A 15,289-nucleotide genomic window follows, 5' to 3' on the forward strand; every position below is an offset into this window, starting at 1 on the left:
GGAATAAGAGGCATTAGAACGATCATGCTTCCTTCTTAACTTTGCGAATTTCTTAAGTTGTTTCCTTAGCAGAAAAGGTTATACTTATCAATAGGTTAATTTGAAAGTCATCAGGGGGATATGTTAATGGCAAAACAAGATGAAGTTTCATTACAGAAGAAATTGAGGCCAAGGCATATCAGCTTTATGGCAATGGGCGGTGTAATCGGCACCGGGATATTTAAAGGAAGTTCCGAGACGATCAGTCTCGCCGGTCCGGGCGTAATTTTCTCTTATATCTTTGCAGGACTGCTGCTTCTGGTGGTAATGGGAGCAATGACAGAAATGGCTACGGTGTATCCGGGCCGGAACATGAAAGATTTTGTACGGGAAGCCTTTGGAAAACGGGTTTCTTTTGTCATGGGCTGGATGTATTGTTTCATGTGGCTCTCGGTATGCGTGATTGAAGTGATTGCGGCAGGCAGCTTTCTGCAATACTGGTTTCCTGAGGTTCCGCTGTGGCTGCTCAGCCTAGCAAGTGCTGCGCTCATTATTTTAATTAATATGATGAGTGTTGGAAGCTTTGGCGAAGTGGAATTTTGGCTTGCCGGGATCAAAATCGCCATGATTATTAGTTTTATTGTGCTGGGAAGTTTTCTGATGTTTGGCATTATTCCGAGTTCAGACACCCCATACCTTCAAAATTTCACCGCTCATGGCGGTTTTTTACCAAACGGATGGTTCGCCATATTCTCGGCTCTGCTTGTCGTTACCTTTTCGTATGGCGGCTCCGAGCTGATCGGTCTCACATTAACCGAGACTGAGAATGCGGAGAAAATCCTACCGAAAGTCGTGCGCAATTTTATTTTGCGGGTAATTTTGTTCTTTACGCTGCCGATTCTGATCATATGCGGATTGATTCCGTGGAATCAGCTCGGGGGAGAGGCAAGTCCCTTCGTTCAAGTGTTGTCCGCTACGGGATTGCAGGGAACAGCTCACATTATGAATTTTATTTTGGTGACGGCTGTGCTGTCGGCAGCCAACTCCGGTATCTATGGTGCGACGCGCATGATTTATTCCATGGCAGCTGCCGGGGAGGCTCCACGAAGCCTGGCCAAGACCACGAGCAAAGGCATTCCGCTTAATACGCTGAAACTCTGCGCGATCATACTATTAGCGGGTTCCTTGCTTGGATTGATTGCGCAAGACCAGCTGTTTCGGGTTCTGATGGCGGTGCCGGGGTTTGTCGTTGTGCTCGTGTGGATCTGCATTTGCTTCTCGCAGCTGAAGCTGCGCAAAGCTTATCCGATGCAGCCCAGCTTTAAGGTATGGGGGTTCCCCTATATAACCGGCGTAACTGCGCTCTGCCTGTCGGTGATCGCTGTCCTGTTTCTGATAGACGGACAGAACCGGGTCAGCATCAGCGTATGTCTGTCCGTCCTGCTGCTATTGGTTGTCTGGTCCCTCATGAAATTCAAAAAAGGGAACAGAAGCGGATAACGGAGCAGATGTCGGGCTTCAATTTCACGGTCATCGGACAAGCATAAAAAGGTGTCATGATTCGGTTGGAAGCCGTATTGCAGCAATCAAGAAAACGGAATATACAAAGAGAAGGCGGCAGAGGAATCAATCCTCTGTCGTCTTTTTATATGCTTGAGAACAAGTAAAGAAAGTGAAAGGAATGTAAAAAAGGAACAATTGATAGCGTTTTCTTCTGGAAATTATAATGAATTATACATAAATTGGAGTCGCCTAGGTAGGGAGCGTGTTCATTAAATAAAGCTAATGATGAGGGTGCTGATGGGTATGATGGTACAGAAATTTTGCAGTCTGAAATGGCTGTACATAGCCGGAATCTTAATTTTGATCATCGTGACGGTCTTTTTAATCGCAAAGCCTGAATTTTCACAGACACATCCAGAGGACACTTATATCGCAACAGTTGACGGAGAAGTGATTCATGTGAGCGAATTTCAAAGAGCTATTCATGCCAATCGAGCTGAAATGATCAAGTATTTCCATGAAAAATATGATGCAGCGCAGTCGACCGAATTTTGGTCCACGCCATACGGAAATGAAACTCCGCTTGAGTTGATCAAAAAGAAGGCGCTCGAAGACAGCATCCATCTTAAAATTCGACAGATCCTTGCCAAAGAGCAGGGCGTGCTCTCCGATATCAGTTACGACGGTTTTGTACAAAACCTCTTGCTTGAAAATGAGAGAAGGCAGCAAGCAATCAAGAACAATCATGTTGTTTTCGGACCCGCTCAATATACGGAGGAAACCTATTTAGAATATGTGATGGGAAACACGGACTTAGCGGTCAAAAACCATCTGATGGAGCAAGACTGGAAGCCGAATGAACAACAGCTGCTCACGTTTTATGAGGCGAATAAGAGACGGTTGTATCATGCGCCCGCAACCGTGAAGGTACGACAATTATCATTATCTTTTCTTGATGCCAATCGGAATGTCGATACCCTTCTCAAAACTCGGGAGAAAAGAAGATTGGAGACTGCTAGGCAGAAAATTTTATCCGGAATTTCATTTGAGCAAGCAGCAAAGGACATCAAGCATGATAGCCAGGTTACGGAGCAGTTATATAACTTGGATAGTCACAGGCACAACGCCAGAAGTCCGGTAGCTCAAGTTTCTGTCGACCTTCATCCAGGAGAGGTTAGCGAAATTATTGAAGAGAACGGCCGCTTCTATCTCATCCAATGCGTGGAGAATAATCAGAGGGGAGCCAAGTTTCTGGCATTTGACGGAATAAGAGAACAAGTGTTAAAGGACTACATCGATAACAAATATGAAGAGTACATACGTGAGCGAATAACCGATGCGCACGTTGTATTGAATGAGGAGTTGTACGGTAAATTTCAAATGTAACTGCCCATTTGGCATTACATAAATAAAAATGAAAGGAATGAAGATGATTGAGGCAATCGTTTATCAAAAAGTTGATCTGCATGGTTTCTATCTTTTCCTTGGTTTGCAATTGGGTTACCGCTTCACCGTCGGACGCTTTAGCTGCCGGAACCACTTATTATGTGGACAGTACAGGGGGCGATGACAGGAATAACGGCACAAGTCAAGACTCTGCGTGGAGATCGTTAGACAAAGTTAACGCGACTACCTTTGCCCCAGGCGACAAAATCTTGTTCAAAGCTGGGGAAATCTGGAATGGCAGGCTGTGGCCTAAAGGTTCCGGTTCAAGCGGAAATCCGATCATTATCGATATGTACGGTTCCGGAAGCAAACCATTAATCGCCGGGATTACGTCCGAACTGGAAGCCGTCTTTTTGAAAAACCAGGAGTATTGGGAAATCAACAACCTGGAGGTGACAAACAGCTCGCCGCTGCCTTTTGATCGAGATTGGGAGAATCCGCGGGGCCAAAGACGGGGTGTCTATATCTTGAATGAGGAAGCTGGTCTATTGAATCACATCTATATCCAAAACATGAACATCCATGATGTCGATGGATCATATACCACACGCTCCGGAGGCATTATTTTCGATTCGGTTGGTTCGACTACACCCAGCGCATTTAACGATATTCTCATTGACGGTAATATACTGACGGATGTGGATGCCTATGGCATTTACATTGGCTCTAATTGTATCTTGCGCTACGGAATGGGCGATTTATGGCCATGGGTACCTAAACCTTACGGGCCATGGACGCCGTCCACCCAAGTGAAAATATCCAATAATACCGTCATCAGAGCCGCAACCGGCGGGATCGCGTGGAATGTCACCGATGGAGCGGTGGTCGAGCGCAACACCGTCCAACAAGCTACCTATCTGGCAACCAATGCTTCCATTTGGTGGGCGTATGCGGACAATAACCTCGTTCAATTCAACGAATCGTTTGCCAGTGTGAACGGCGCGGAAGACGGGCATGGCTTCGACGTTGATGCAGGAAACATCAATTCGTTGGTTCAGTACAATTACAGTCATGATAACGCTGGCGGCTTCATGCTGTTCGTAAACGACACTTACAACACAATCAATACCATCGTCAGATACAACATCAGCCAAAACGACAGAAAAAGCATATTCCGATACAGCGGATCCATTGATAACGTCTACAACTACAATAATACGATATACGTAGGAAAATCATCAGGGAACCCGGTGATGAGCGATTACTTCACCAAGGCTTCGGGAGCCCCGCGCAACATTCATAATTATAATAATGTGTACTACAGCGTCGGCGATAAGGGATGGGACTTGACGGGTCAGACATTTGACTACAACGCATATTACGGAGGAAACACATTAGTGCAGGCTGATGCCCATAAGATAACGGACGATCCGAAATTGGTTGATCCCGGAAGCGGCGGCAATGGCATGGATACAGTGAACGGGTACCAATTGCAAGCGACTTCACCACTAATAGGCGCAGGCATACGCATAAACGATAACGGAGGAAGGGATTATTTCGGCAACCCGTTATATAATGGCGCTCCCGATATCGGTGCCCACGAATACGAGGGCAGTGTTCCACCAGCCGGGAACATGCCTGATCCGATCGTCATCGTTCCGAAACGGCCTGCCAGCACACCTGTCGACAATCTAGCTACGCAGGCAGCTGCAAGTACGACATTTCAAACGTCGTCTTCAGGACCGATTGAAAATATCATTGATAATGATTACGACACGGCATGGGAAACCGATACTTCGCCTTCCTTTCCGAACGATATCACGCTCGATTTTGGCGAGCAAACGCTTATGGCCAATCAATTGAAGCTTAATACAAGATACGGAAAGGATTTGGGTATTACGAACTTTGATCTTGAATACCGTAATGGTTCGGCATGGATTCCCTTACGCACCAATATCAATCTGACTTGGGATTTGAACACGGGCGCAAATGAGATCAAATCCGTGGAATTTCCACTTACTCGATTCTCTCAAATCAGATTGAAGGTCCATGACGGTGTTAACCCATCGGGGCGAATCGCACTGAACGAGCTTGAATTGTATAACAATCCTGAACTATCCAAAGATATGGTCACCACGACCTTTGCGACGGGGGCAGGCACCATTACTAACATCATCGACAACAATTTGAACTCTGCATGGGGAAGTACCGGAGATGTAACCTTTCCAGGTTATATTACTCTTGACTACGGCAATCATAGGGTACCGGTCAACAAGGTTACGTTAGTCACGTTTTTTGGGATCGGTCAGGGTATTACCAATTTTGATGTGGAGTATTTTGACGGTAGCCGTTGGGTGACGGCATTATCTGGCGCATCGGTGGAATGGAATCTGAACGACAGCACCAAAGAACGCCAGAGCGTTTCTTTCCCAACGGTAAACGCCTATAAACTTCGGTTAAAGGTGAATGACGGGAATCGGATATGGGGGAACATCGCGTTAAATGAACTCGTCGTTGAGCATATCGTTGATAACGTACCCGTTACTGGAATAATAGTGGATACACCGGAGCTTGTGTTTAATTCCTCTTCCGGCCGGAGTAGAGAGCTCCACGCAACGGTTATGCCGGATCATGCAACCAATAAAAATATTACATGGAGCACGAATCAAGGGCAGGTGGCAACGGTAGACGATCATGGCATCGTGACAGCCGTAGAGGAAGGAAGGGCTGTTATCACGGCAACGACGGAAGACGGCAATTTTCAGGCCTCCAGCCATATTACGGTGGACTGGACAGCTCCGGAGATCACGATATATCAAGTTGTAACATCAGAATATAACACGGGCGTGTTTCAACCCAAATTTGAAGTAGCGGACATTCTGTCAGGTGTCAACCATGCAAAAACCGAAGTCATCTTGGATGGAAACGTATTAACGGATTTAACTGATATTCCGTTATACAAACTTGAGCAGGGTACACATACGTTTACGATAAAAGCAATTGATTTAACAGGGAATTCATCTATACAATCAATAGACTTTCAGGTGAAAACAAGTTATGCCGCTCTTGAGGAGCTGGTTCAACGTTTCGCAGACGAGGGAACCATTGATAACAAAGGGATTGCTAACAGTCTGCTGAAAAAATTGCAAAAACAAAACCTAAGCAGTTTCATTTCTGAAGTCCATGCACAAAAAGGGAATCATATCTCCGCCGAGGTTGCGGAATATTTGTTACGCGATGCAGCGACGCTCCTTAACCCATTGTAGATTGTTTATTAACTGAAACGAAATGAAGTCAGCGCCTGTTTCCGCAGAAACAGGCGCTGACTTGCGTGTACGGATGAAAGGAGACGAGGGTGCATTCATTGAATATCCCGGGTATGATGATTAGGTAGTATGGGAGTATATCATTATATTTATAGTATAATGGTTACTTTAATATGAGATGGATAACTGGAAAAGAGGGAACGGATGCCTACTATACTGGTTGCTGACGACGATGCGAATATTCGCGAACTCGTCTGTTTATTTCTAAGAAACGAAGGTTTTATAACGGTCGAAGCCGCGGATGGCAAGGAAGCACTAACCGTCTACGCCGAAACCCATATCGATCTTGTCGTGCTTGATATTATGATGCCGATTATGGATGGCTGGATATTGTGCTCGGAGCTGCGAAGAACCAATCCTGATCTTCCGTTACTTATGCTGACAGCAAGAGGCGAAACATGGGAGAAGGTGAAAGGGTTCGAACTGGGGACGGATGATTATTTGACGAAACCATTCGATCCGTTGGAGTTGACGGTTCGCGTTAAGGCATTATTGAAACGATATCGGATTGGCTCCACGCAGATGATTCAGTTCGGAAACGTCATTCTTGACAGGCAGACCTATAAGGTGATGAGAGGGACGGAGTCGCTCACGCTGCCGCTCAAGGAGTTCGAATTGCTGTATAAGCTCGCGGGAACACCCGGGCAAGTCTATACTCGCGAGCAGTTGATTGACCAGATATGGGGGATCAATTACGCAGGAGATGATCGAACGGTAGATGTACATATAAAGCGCCTGCGTGAACGGTTTGCGACTACACCCGATTTTCGGATCGAAACGGTTCGCGGGCTTGGGTATCGGCTTGAGGTTTATGAATGATCAGATCCTTATATATTCGTGTGGTCCTGACATTTCTGGTCTCCGTCATCGCAGGAACGATCATTGCTTTTTTTATGTCCTCTTGGATATTCAAAGAAAAATTGAACGAGTACGCTCAAATCAACTTACGTAACTTTGGCGAAGACATCGTCCGGATATACAAGACCATTCCGTTACGTGAAGCGGACTTGTTCGTAAGTGAAATGAAGCAGCTCGAACTCTATCATATTCGAATTTATGAAGCAACGGGTCAATTCCAGTCTTACGGAAAGCTTAACGGACACAAACCTGCTACTGTGAGGATGGAGCAAGTAAAAAAAGTATTAAATGGAAGCGTTGTTCAAGACACTTCAAATGGTATTGCCTCAATTTTCTTAGGTTTGCCGTTAAAAACGGAAGTGGGAACGAAGGCGATGTTTTTGGAAATGCTCGCCCCTCCTTCCGCCTCATTTGTCATTAACTGGGCATTGATATTTGGAACCTATTTGTTGATTGCAGGAAGCTTATTGATTCTGGTTGCTTCTGTATTTCTGGTAAGACCGATCAAAAAGCTGACAAAAGCAACCAAACGTATAGCGACTGGAGATTTCAACGTCAAGCTGAATATTAAGCAAACGAGTGAGCTGGGGACGTTGGCTCGCAGCTTCGAAGAAATGACGAATGATCTGCAGCAGCTGGAGCAGATGCGCAGGGAATTTGTAACGAACGTGTCGCACGAGGTTCAGTCCCCGCTCACCTCAATATCCGGTTATGCTCAAGCGCTCAAGCAAGTGGACCTCTCAGATCAAGAACGAAGCCGGTATCTTGATATTATCATCGCTGAAGCGAAGCGGATGTCCAAAATGAGTGATAGCCTGCTCAAGCTGAGTATGCTTGAGTCGCAGTCACAGCAACTGCGGTTTGTCACACTCGGCCTTGATGAACAGATCCGGCGAGTCATCGTGGCGCTGCAGCCGCAGTGGTCTGCTCACAACATTCATTTTGAGCTTGATCTGCAGACCGTTAAAGTAACGGCTGATCACGATCAGTTAAATCAGGTATGGACGAACATCCTTGGCAATAGCATCAAATTTTCCAAGGACGGCGGCGTGATTAGCGTCAGCATCAAACAAGATATCAAATACGTCTCTGTTCGAATATCCGATACTGGCATTGGTATCTCTCTCGAAGACCAGAAGCGAATATTCGAACGTTTTTTCAAGGCCGATCGTTCCCACAGTCGCAAGTATGACGGCAGCGGTATGGGACTTGCCATCGTTAAACAAATCGTATCCCTGCATCAAGGCGACGTCCGAGTGGAAAGTGAACCTGGTCAAGGAGCTACCTTCATTGTTACCTTGCCAATCACTCCCCCACCAGATTAGTTAGATTCCTGGAGTATCCATCCATTGGATCGACTAGCCCTCGTTCTTCTGCTGCTCACATGTAAACTTCCTTGTAAGTGAGCCGGAGCTTTTTTTTGTCTGTTCATACTCCGTTCATATTGCCGTCATGAGGAGTACATCTTGGTTGATTACACTTTCATTAGTCGCCGATTTAAGGCAGCCTAATAAACAGATCAGGACAGGAGAAGATGAGAGTGACACAGATAGTGGAAAAGAAAACGGGGAATAGCACAAAAACAAAGAAAGTGCGAAACCTAGTACTTAAAATCATGGGAGCAATCGTGATAGCCATTGTTCTTTTTCTAGGTATTGTTTATATCACGAATGTGATCAGTAATAATTCGGAGGCGAAACGAATAGAGGCTTACGGCCAGCACGTATCTGTAGATGGGAAAAATATGAATGTGTTCATTCAGGGAGAAGGGGAAGAAACAGTCGTACTCCTGCCTGGTTATGGAACAGCAGCACCAGCTCTTGATTTTAAGCTGCTTATCGATGAATTATCTCCATTTTACAAAGTTGTCGCCGTTGAGCCTTTCGGTTATGGATTAAGTGATGCAACTGAAAAAGAGCGAACCACGGCGAATATCGTAAGTGAAGTTCATGAAGCTCTACAGGAGCTTAATATTGATCGATACACACTCATGGGCCACTCGATTGCAGGCATTTACGGTATTGATTATGTGAACAAATATCCGGACGAGGTGTCTGCATTTGTCGGAATCGATAGCAGTGTTCCAACGCAACCCGGCATGGATGCCAAATTACCTATAAATACGTTTGCATTCCTCAAAAAATCAGGTCTTTTAAGATTGGGAATGAAAATAAGTGCTGACCCCTATACTGGACTCGCATTTGAAAATCAAACGGTAGAGCAAATGAAATTGATTTCGAATAAAAACATGTATACTCCCACGACTTTGAACGAGATGGAACATATTTCTTCTAATTTTAAAGGGGCTCAAGATTTAACCTTCCCTAAAGACCTTCCACTTCTTCTCTTTGTACAAGCGAATAATGAAGGTGTAGAAGGTTGGATCCCTCTGCATGAAGGGCAGATCAAAGATTCGGTACATGGAAAAGTAATAACCATGAATGGATCCCATTATTTACACCATACCCACTTCAAAGAAATCGCTGAGAACTTTAGAGCATTTATGAAAGAGGTAGACGGAGTACCACCAACAAATTAACGAAATATACGATTAGAACTGATTAATAGTGAAAAAGCCGGGTTTTCCTACTTTAAGGAATCCGGCTTTTGTTTGTTTGATTAATGAGTTATTTTTTTTCTGGTGTGTCAGTTTTGTATTCAATTACTTGTAATACTTTTGGTTCAATTGCTTTTAACTGTTGTTCATAGGAACGATTGTTTTTAGGAACTTCGCCATTATTCTCACTTTGAATTTGTGCTTCAACCTGAGTTTTTGCGATGACATCCATCACTTGTTGTTTGGAGACATTCTTAGATGCTGCAATCTCCACTACAGATCTACCTTTTGCTAATTCTTGTTTGAGTTCAATTGGGCTCATGTTTAGTAAAGAAAAGAGTTTGTCGTCATTCAAATAGGCATCTGCAAAATAATCTGGCTTGCCATTGATAGTGAAGAAACCTTCTACTTTATGGTTTGCAGATTTCGTTTCACCTCCAATTAGAGAAACACTGATTGAATTGCCCTGAACGAATACCTGATATAAGGGTGTTTCTGATCCCTTTTGGGTGTAATTCAACATCAACGTTTTCTGATCCGGATTCTCCATTTTCTCCAAAGCAAACTCATACTCTTCCATGTTGCCATACATTTTATTCAGAAGATCATCAACCTTCGACTTGATGTCCTGATCCGTTAGAGCCGTGAGCGGCTTATCCTTAGGCTCCCAATTCTCTTGAATCACGTGTTCAATCTTACCCGTCTTGCTGTTGGTATGAAGGGTGATTTTTTTGCCAATTCCCCCTTTTTCCTGGAGGATGATGCTGGTTTGGGTACCTTGAACCGTGCTCGCCTCGATAATCTCAAACGATTTAGTTTCGGGAAATGCGCTGTACAGCTTTTCGAGCGTTGCTCTCCCAACTACATCCGACTTGACTTGTTCAGCCGTCATCGGTGTTCTAGTCAGCATTTCAATCAGGGTAGGGGCAGCAAACGCTGCGGTTGGAATCAAAATGGCAGTAGCAACGATGCCAGCAATAAAACGTTTTTTCATGGTTTTTCCGCTCCTTTGTCGTAGCAAAAATTGTGAGTAGGATTGCTCTATACGGTTGGAAATGGCCGGAGGACAATCCAACGTTTCTGCTTCTTTGCGCAGATGCTCTCGGATTTTACGTTCAATAGTCATTGATCTTTTCCATCCTTTCCGGGGGGAGATTCCATATGTTTTTTCGAAGCGCCTGGATGCCCGCATGATATCTGGACTTGACCGTACCCAGCGGAATATCGAGTATGGTCGCGATTTCCTCCAGCGTGTAGTCGTGAAAAAAGCGGAGGATAATGACCGCTCGCTGTTTATCCGTCAGTTTTTGGATTGCCTGCGATATGAGTTGGTTCGTGCCGTCCATCAACACCGAAGGTTGATCCCAATGCGATTCTTCCCGGGCAAAGTCACGGATGCGCTCGAAAATTCGAAATCTCCGCCAGCGCTTGACCCGAAATCTCTGCACTTGACGGATGACCAAGCCGTGCAGCCAGAAAAGGAAAGGTCGATTCGTGTCGTAATTGGCAAGTGACGTCCACATTTGCAAATAAATCTCATTCATGACATCTTCCCGGTCCTGCGGATGATCCACCAGAAAGGAAACGGTCCGGTAGACGTCCTGATAGGTGGCATCATACATCGTACGAAACGCCTGTTGATCACCGTCTTTCATTTGTTTGAGTAATTGAAACATGTATTCACGTTGCATTCAGAGGGCCCTCCTGGGTAAGCGGCTTACACCCTATATTGTCTCTCTATTTAAAAAAGGTTCGGTTTCTTTCTTTATTTTTTTTCGAGAATGATCATTACGTTCATTATGATTTTGAAAAAAGCCGGATTCCTTAGAGTAGGACAACCCGGCTTCTTAACTATAATACAGTCCGTCTGCGTATGCGATTGAATGTCGGTTAACTAGTTGTCGCTCATTCCTTTCTTCCCTATATGTCACAAATGCCTTTGTTGGTATTGTTATATAAATGGAAAACATAAAACAACCACAAGGAGACATGACCGATGAACAAAAGTATGAAAATAACGGTTGCTGCGCTAAGCGGTTTATTGATGCTGGGTTCCATGAATGTTGCTTCGGAAGCAGCACCGGGTACCTCTAGAAGTACGGCAGCCGCTGTGAGCAAAGTGGAACAACTGGAAAAGGAGGAAACAGCCAGAATTAATAAACTGCTTGAAGAGAATCCGGATGACTCTTATATGGTATACGTAAGCAATGAACTGACAAATGGAAAACGTCTAGAGACTTTCGCTATGGGGAACATTCATCCAGAGTACAATACATATGAGGATTATTGGAAGAAAGCCTCTACTTTACAAGAACCGGTACTGAAGCAACCGAAAAATCTGCCGGAGAATTATCGCTTTGTGTCAGGGGAAATTGTCGGTCCATACAGCAGTGAATATCATAATGAAATGAAGGCTGAAGCAAAAAGGCTAGAAAAACAGGTGCATTCCAAAAAAATTAACTGGGCAAAATCAAACATGATTTTATTACATTATAAGAATGGAACCCATTATATTAAATTCCAAAGTGCTCGACTTGATCCGAAAGACAAGAAGCAGAAAGGCTATACCTATATAACCGCTGAGGAATTGAAAAAGAAGTATCCCAAGCTTGGTAAGGAATTTATAACCAATACCCTTTCCTGGATTGAAAATGGCAAGTCATTCAGCATCTCGACCAATCCGGGTAATCCTTTGAAAGAAGAAGACCTGATTAAAATGGCTAAAACAGTGGTCAAAAAATAAGAAAATAAAACCTTATTTAGTTTAAAATTGATATTTCATTCACTAATAAAAATTATTGAGTGAATTAGGGTGACGCGAACCGCCCGATCGATCCAATGAAGACATTGATTCAGCAGATTGACGAATAATAGCGAAACTAAAAAAACTCGTATCCTTTCACGGATACGGGTTTTTTAATCATGGAGAGTTTTCGAGGTGTCAGATACCTTTCAAAATCAATTACGTCATGCAGGTAATGGCGAGATCATTGCAGATCTCGAAGAAGTGTGTAGATTAAACGTTAATGGTTAATATCGCATTTGTTCATAATGAAGGAGATTTGATTCTCCAATCGGTTGAGTTGTTCCTGTGTTTCTTGGCCTTCCGTACCCTGTTCCCGCAGAGCGGCAAGCTCTTGCTTGAGCCGATGGAGATCGTCGCCGGCATTCGCGCAGTTGTAGTCGCTTTCCAAATTGTCGAGCATCATGGTTCCTCCTTGGTTGTAAGATGTTGTTCATCACTAGTATGGAGGATACTTCCAAAGTTATTCATGGCCCTCCGTTAAACGAGCTTTTTTCGAATCGCGCCCGAAATCAAGTCGATCAAGGTAATCATGACAATAATTCCGAGCAAAATAATGCCGACGCGGTCCCAATTTCGTGAGCTCAGCGCGAAAATAAGCGGTGTCCCGATGCCGCCTGCGCCGATCACGCCCAGGATGGTGGCGGAGCGGAGATTGATTTCGAAGCGGTAGAGGATATACGACAGAAAACCGGGCAGTACCTGTGGCAAAACGGCGAACCGGACGATTTGCAACCGTGTCGCGCCAGCAGCGATCAATGCTTCGGTCGGGCCCGTATCGATCTGTTCCACCTCTTCGGAGAACAGTTTGCCAAGCATGCCTACTGAATGCAAACCGAGTGCCAGCACACCTGCAAAAGAGCCGGGGCCCACTGCCTTGATGAACAACAGTGCCATTACGATTTCAGGAAAGACGCGGATCAGACTGAGCAGCACTTTGCCTGATCCGGAGGCGAATATGGACCCGGTCATGTTGGCCGCGGCCCAGAAAGCGAACGGGATACAGATGACCGCCGAGATGATCGTCCCCAGAATGGATATAGCCAACGTATCCAGCAAGCCTCGCAGCAAATCCTCTCCGTCTGGTAAATAGACAAAATCCCAATCGGGTGAAAGCAAACCTGAGAAAATAGCCTTTGTCACCTGACCAGCCGTCTCCTTTATGCCAGAGTACGGAATACCGGAGAAGGCCCAGACATAAACGAAGGCCAGCATAACGTAGATGAGCCAGCGGAGCCGGCTTTTTTTCGGTTGGGGAACGATGTCGTTCCATGATTGGCTCATAACAATTTCTCCCGCAATTTCGCACTAAGATAGTCGATCAAGAGGACAACAATCAGGGTGAAGATGATGATCATGCATGTCTTGTCGTACTCAAAAAAACCGAGTGTCACTTCATAATAATGACCGATCCCGCCAGCTCCCACCAGACCGAGCACGGCAGCGGCACGGACATTGATTTCAAACGTGTACAGCGTATAAGAAGCGAAATGCGCCCGAACCTGCGGGACAGCACCGTACACGATCAGCTGTGGCAGATTTGCTCCGGCAGCGGTCATCGCTTCCAGCGGTCCAGGATCTATCGCTTCCAGCGCTTCATAGGTGAGTTTAGCTATCAGACCCAGTGAAAAGACGGATAAGGCAAAAATCCCCGGTAACGGACCGAGTCCTGCTATGGCAACAAATAAGGCGGCGAGCAGAAGGTCGGGAATCGCGCGGAGCAAGTTTAGCAGAAAGCGAACCGGATAGGTGATCCACCGATTCTTGACCATGTTATCTGCACAGAGCAGCGCCACCGGAACGGCCAGGACGGCGCCCAGCGTGGTCCCGATCAGCGCCATGCGTATCGTTTCCAGCATGGCTTCCAAAATGTTGTCGAGATAGCTCCATTTCGGCGGGAACATTTCCCGCAGCAGGTCGAGCATATTCGGCAGACCTTCTACAAGCTCCATGAAGGAAGCGTCCGTCTGCTGCGCACTGCCCCAGACGAGAAGCAGCAGGAAAGCCGTAGTCATGTATTGCTTCAGTTTGCCAGGTGGTTTCGGGCGAAGGAGAGGAGATTGAGCTGATGGTTTAAACGGCCCCGTTTCCATTTCCATCTTCATACAGCCGTTTCCTCCAATACCTCATTCTTGCCGAATGGCCGTCCGTATATTTCCGTAAACCGCTCATCCGTCGCTTCCGATACAGGTCCGTCAAAGACTACTTCCCCGGCGCGCAATCCGATAATCCGCGTAGCATACTGCCGGGCAAGATCGATCGAATGCAGATTCACGATCGTCGTAATTTCGGATTCCGCGTTAATTCGTTTTAAATCATCCATGACCTGCTTCGTAGTCAAAGGATCGAGGGAAGCAACCGGCTCGTCCGCTAGTATGATCTTGGCTTCCTGCGCAAGCACTCGGGCAATCGCGACTCGCTGCTGCTGTCCGCCAGACAGCTCGTCGGCCCGGGCATACGCTTTCTGGACGATGCCTACCCGATCGAGTGCCTGAAAAGCGAGATCTACATCGGCCATCGGAAATCGGCCGAGCAGGGTGCGCAGGGTGGAGTGGTACCCGACGCGTCCGGCGAGCACATTGCGGAGCACGGAGGAGCGCTTCACAAGGTTGAAGCTTTGAAAGATCATGCCGATATCTCTTCGGATGCGCCGCAGCTCTTTGCCCTTGGCCGCTGTGATCGATTTACCGTCGATCACGATGTTGCCTTCGGTAATGTCGTGAAGCCGGTTCATCGACCGCAGCAGGGTCGACTTACCGGCGCCGGACAGCCCGACGATCGCCACGAATTCGCCGCGGCCGATCGTCAGATTGATATGGTTCAGTCCTTTGGTTCCATTGGCGTATGTTTTCGAAACGTTGCGAATTTCAATCATGG

At 45.9% G+C, this 15,289-nt stretch carries 13 protein-coding genes; 7 read left to right on the forward strand and 6 right to left on the reverse strand.

Annotated features, from left to right (window positions below):
• Positions 1–126 precede the first annotated feature (126 nt).
• The 6 genes from BJP58_RS01570 to BJP58_RS01595 all read left to right on the forward strand — a co-directional run bounded on the left by BJP58_RS01570 (position 127) and on the right by BJP58_RS01595 (position 9,591).
• The gene (locus BJP58_RS01570) at positions 127–1,479 is read left to right on the forward strand and encodes an amino acid permease (RefSeq protein ID WP_194542505.1); all 1,353 of its coding nucleotides are present in this window, start codon (positions 127–129) and stop codon (positions 1,477–1,479) included.
• Between the two features lie 306 nt (positions 1,480–1,785).
• Positions 1,786–2,868 (forward strand): peptidylprolyl isomerase, encoded by a 1,083-nt coding sequence (locus BJP58_RS01575; protein WP_233354861.1) that lies wholly within the window; start codon positions 1,786–1,788, stop codon positions 2,866–2,868.
• A gap of 80 nt (positions 2,869–2,948) precedes the next feature.
• Positions 2,949–6,134, forward strand: coding sequence for a discoidin domain-containing protein (locus tag BJP58_RS01580; protein WP_233354862.1), 3,186 nt, complete (start codon positions 2,949–2,951; stop codon positions 6,132–6,134).
• 204 nt (positions 6,135–6,338) lie between these two features.
• Entirely contained in the window at positions 6,339–7,013 is a 675-nt protein-coding gene (locus tag BJP58_RS01585; RefSeq protein ID WP_194542508.1) for a response regulator transcription factor, read from the forward strand.
• Complete coding sequence (locus tag BJP58_RS01590; protein ID WP_194542509.1) at positions 7,010–8,377, forward strand: sensor histidine kinase; 1,368 nt, start codon at positions 7,010–7,012, stop codon at positions 8,375–8,377. The genes BJP58_RS01585 and BJP58_RS01590 overlap by 4 nt, the downstream gene beginning before the upstream one ends.
• Positions 8,378–8,592: 215 nt before the next feature.
• Positions 8,593–9,591, forward strand: a complete 999-nt coding sequence (locus BJP58_RS01595; protein WP_194542510.1) for an alpha/beta hydrolase — start codon at positions 8,593–8,595, stop codon at positions 9,589–9,591.
• A gap of 88 nt (positions 9,592–9,679) precedes the next feature.
• On the opposite strand, the gene BJP58_RS01600 is transcribed toward BJP58_RS01595, so the two are convergent.
• Both BJP58_RS01600 and BJP58_RS01605 read right to left on the reverse strand, forming a co-directional pair.
• A complete protein-coding gene (locus BJP58_RS01600; RefSeq protein ID WP_194542511.1) occupies positions 9,680–10,735 on the reverse strand; it encodes a hypothetical protein in 1,056 nt (351 codons plus the stop codon).
• Positions 10,725–11,300 carry a sigma-70 family RNA polymerase sigma factor gene (locus BJP58_RS01605; RefSeq protein WP_194542512.1) on the reverse strand — a complete coding sequence of 192 codons (576 nt, stop codon included), beginning with the start codon at positions 11,298–11,300 and terminating at the stop codon, positions 10,725–10,727. The genes BJP58_RS01600 and BJP58_RS01605 overlap by 11 nt, the downstream gene beginning before the upstream one ends.
• Positions 11,301–11,605: 305 nt before the next feature.
• Here BJP58_RS01605 and BJP58_RS01610 point away from each other — a divergent pair, with 305 nt between their 5' ends.
• Positions 11,606–12,352 carry a hypothetical protein gene (locus BJP58_RS01610; RefSeq protein ID WP_194542513.1) on the forward strand — a complete coding sequence of 249 codons (747 nt, stop codon included), beginning with the start codon at positions 11,606–11,608 and terminating at the stop codon, positions 12,350–12,352.
• A 280-nt stretch (positions 12,353–12,632) separates the two neighbouring features.
• Here BJP58_RS01610 and BJP58_RS01615 read toward each other — a convergent pair whose 3' ends face one another.
• The 4 genes from BJP58_RS01615 to phnC form a co-directional block, all read right to left on the reverse strand.
• Positions 12,633–12,815, reverse strand: coding sequence for a DUF2524 domain-containing protein (locus BJP58_RS01615; protein WP_071221694.1), 183 nt, complete (start codon positions 12,813–12,815; stop codon positions 12,633–12,635).
• Between the two features lie 77 nt (positions 12,816–12,892).
• Complete coding sequence (gene phnE, locus BJP58_RS01620) at positions 12,893–13,696, reverse strand: phosphonate ABC transporter, permease protein PhnE (protein ID WP_194542514.1); 804 nt, start codon at positions 13,694–13,696, stop codon at positions 12,893–12,895.
• Positions 13,693–14,517, reverse strand: coding sequence for a phosphonate ABC transporter, permease protein PhnE (gene phnE / locus BJP58_RS01625; protein ID WP_194542515.1), 825 nt, complete (start codon positions 14,515–14,517; stop codon positions 13,693–13,695). The genes phnE (BJP58_RS01620) and phnE (BJP58_RS01625) overlap by 4 nt, the downstream gene beginning before the upstream one ends.
• Complete coding sequence (phnC, locus tag BJP58_RS01630) at positions 14,514–15,287, reverse strand: phosphonate ABC transporter ATP-binding protein (protein WP_194542516.1); 774 nt, start codon at positions 15,285–15,287, stop codon at positions 14,514–14,516. Before phnC ends, phnE (BJP58_RS01625) begins: the two co-directional genes overlap by 4 nt.
• Between the last annotated feature and the right edge of the window lie 2 nt (positions 15,288–15,289).

This window comes from Paenibacillus sp. JZ16 (genome assembly GCF_015326965.1).
In the GTDB taxonomy this organism is placed as follows: domain Bacteria; phylum Bacillota; class Bacilli; order Paenibacillales; family Paenibacillaceae; genus Paenibacillus_AQ.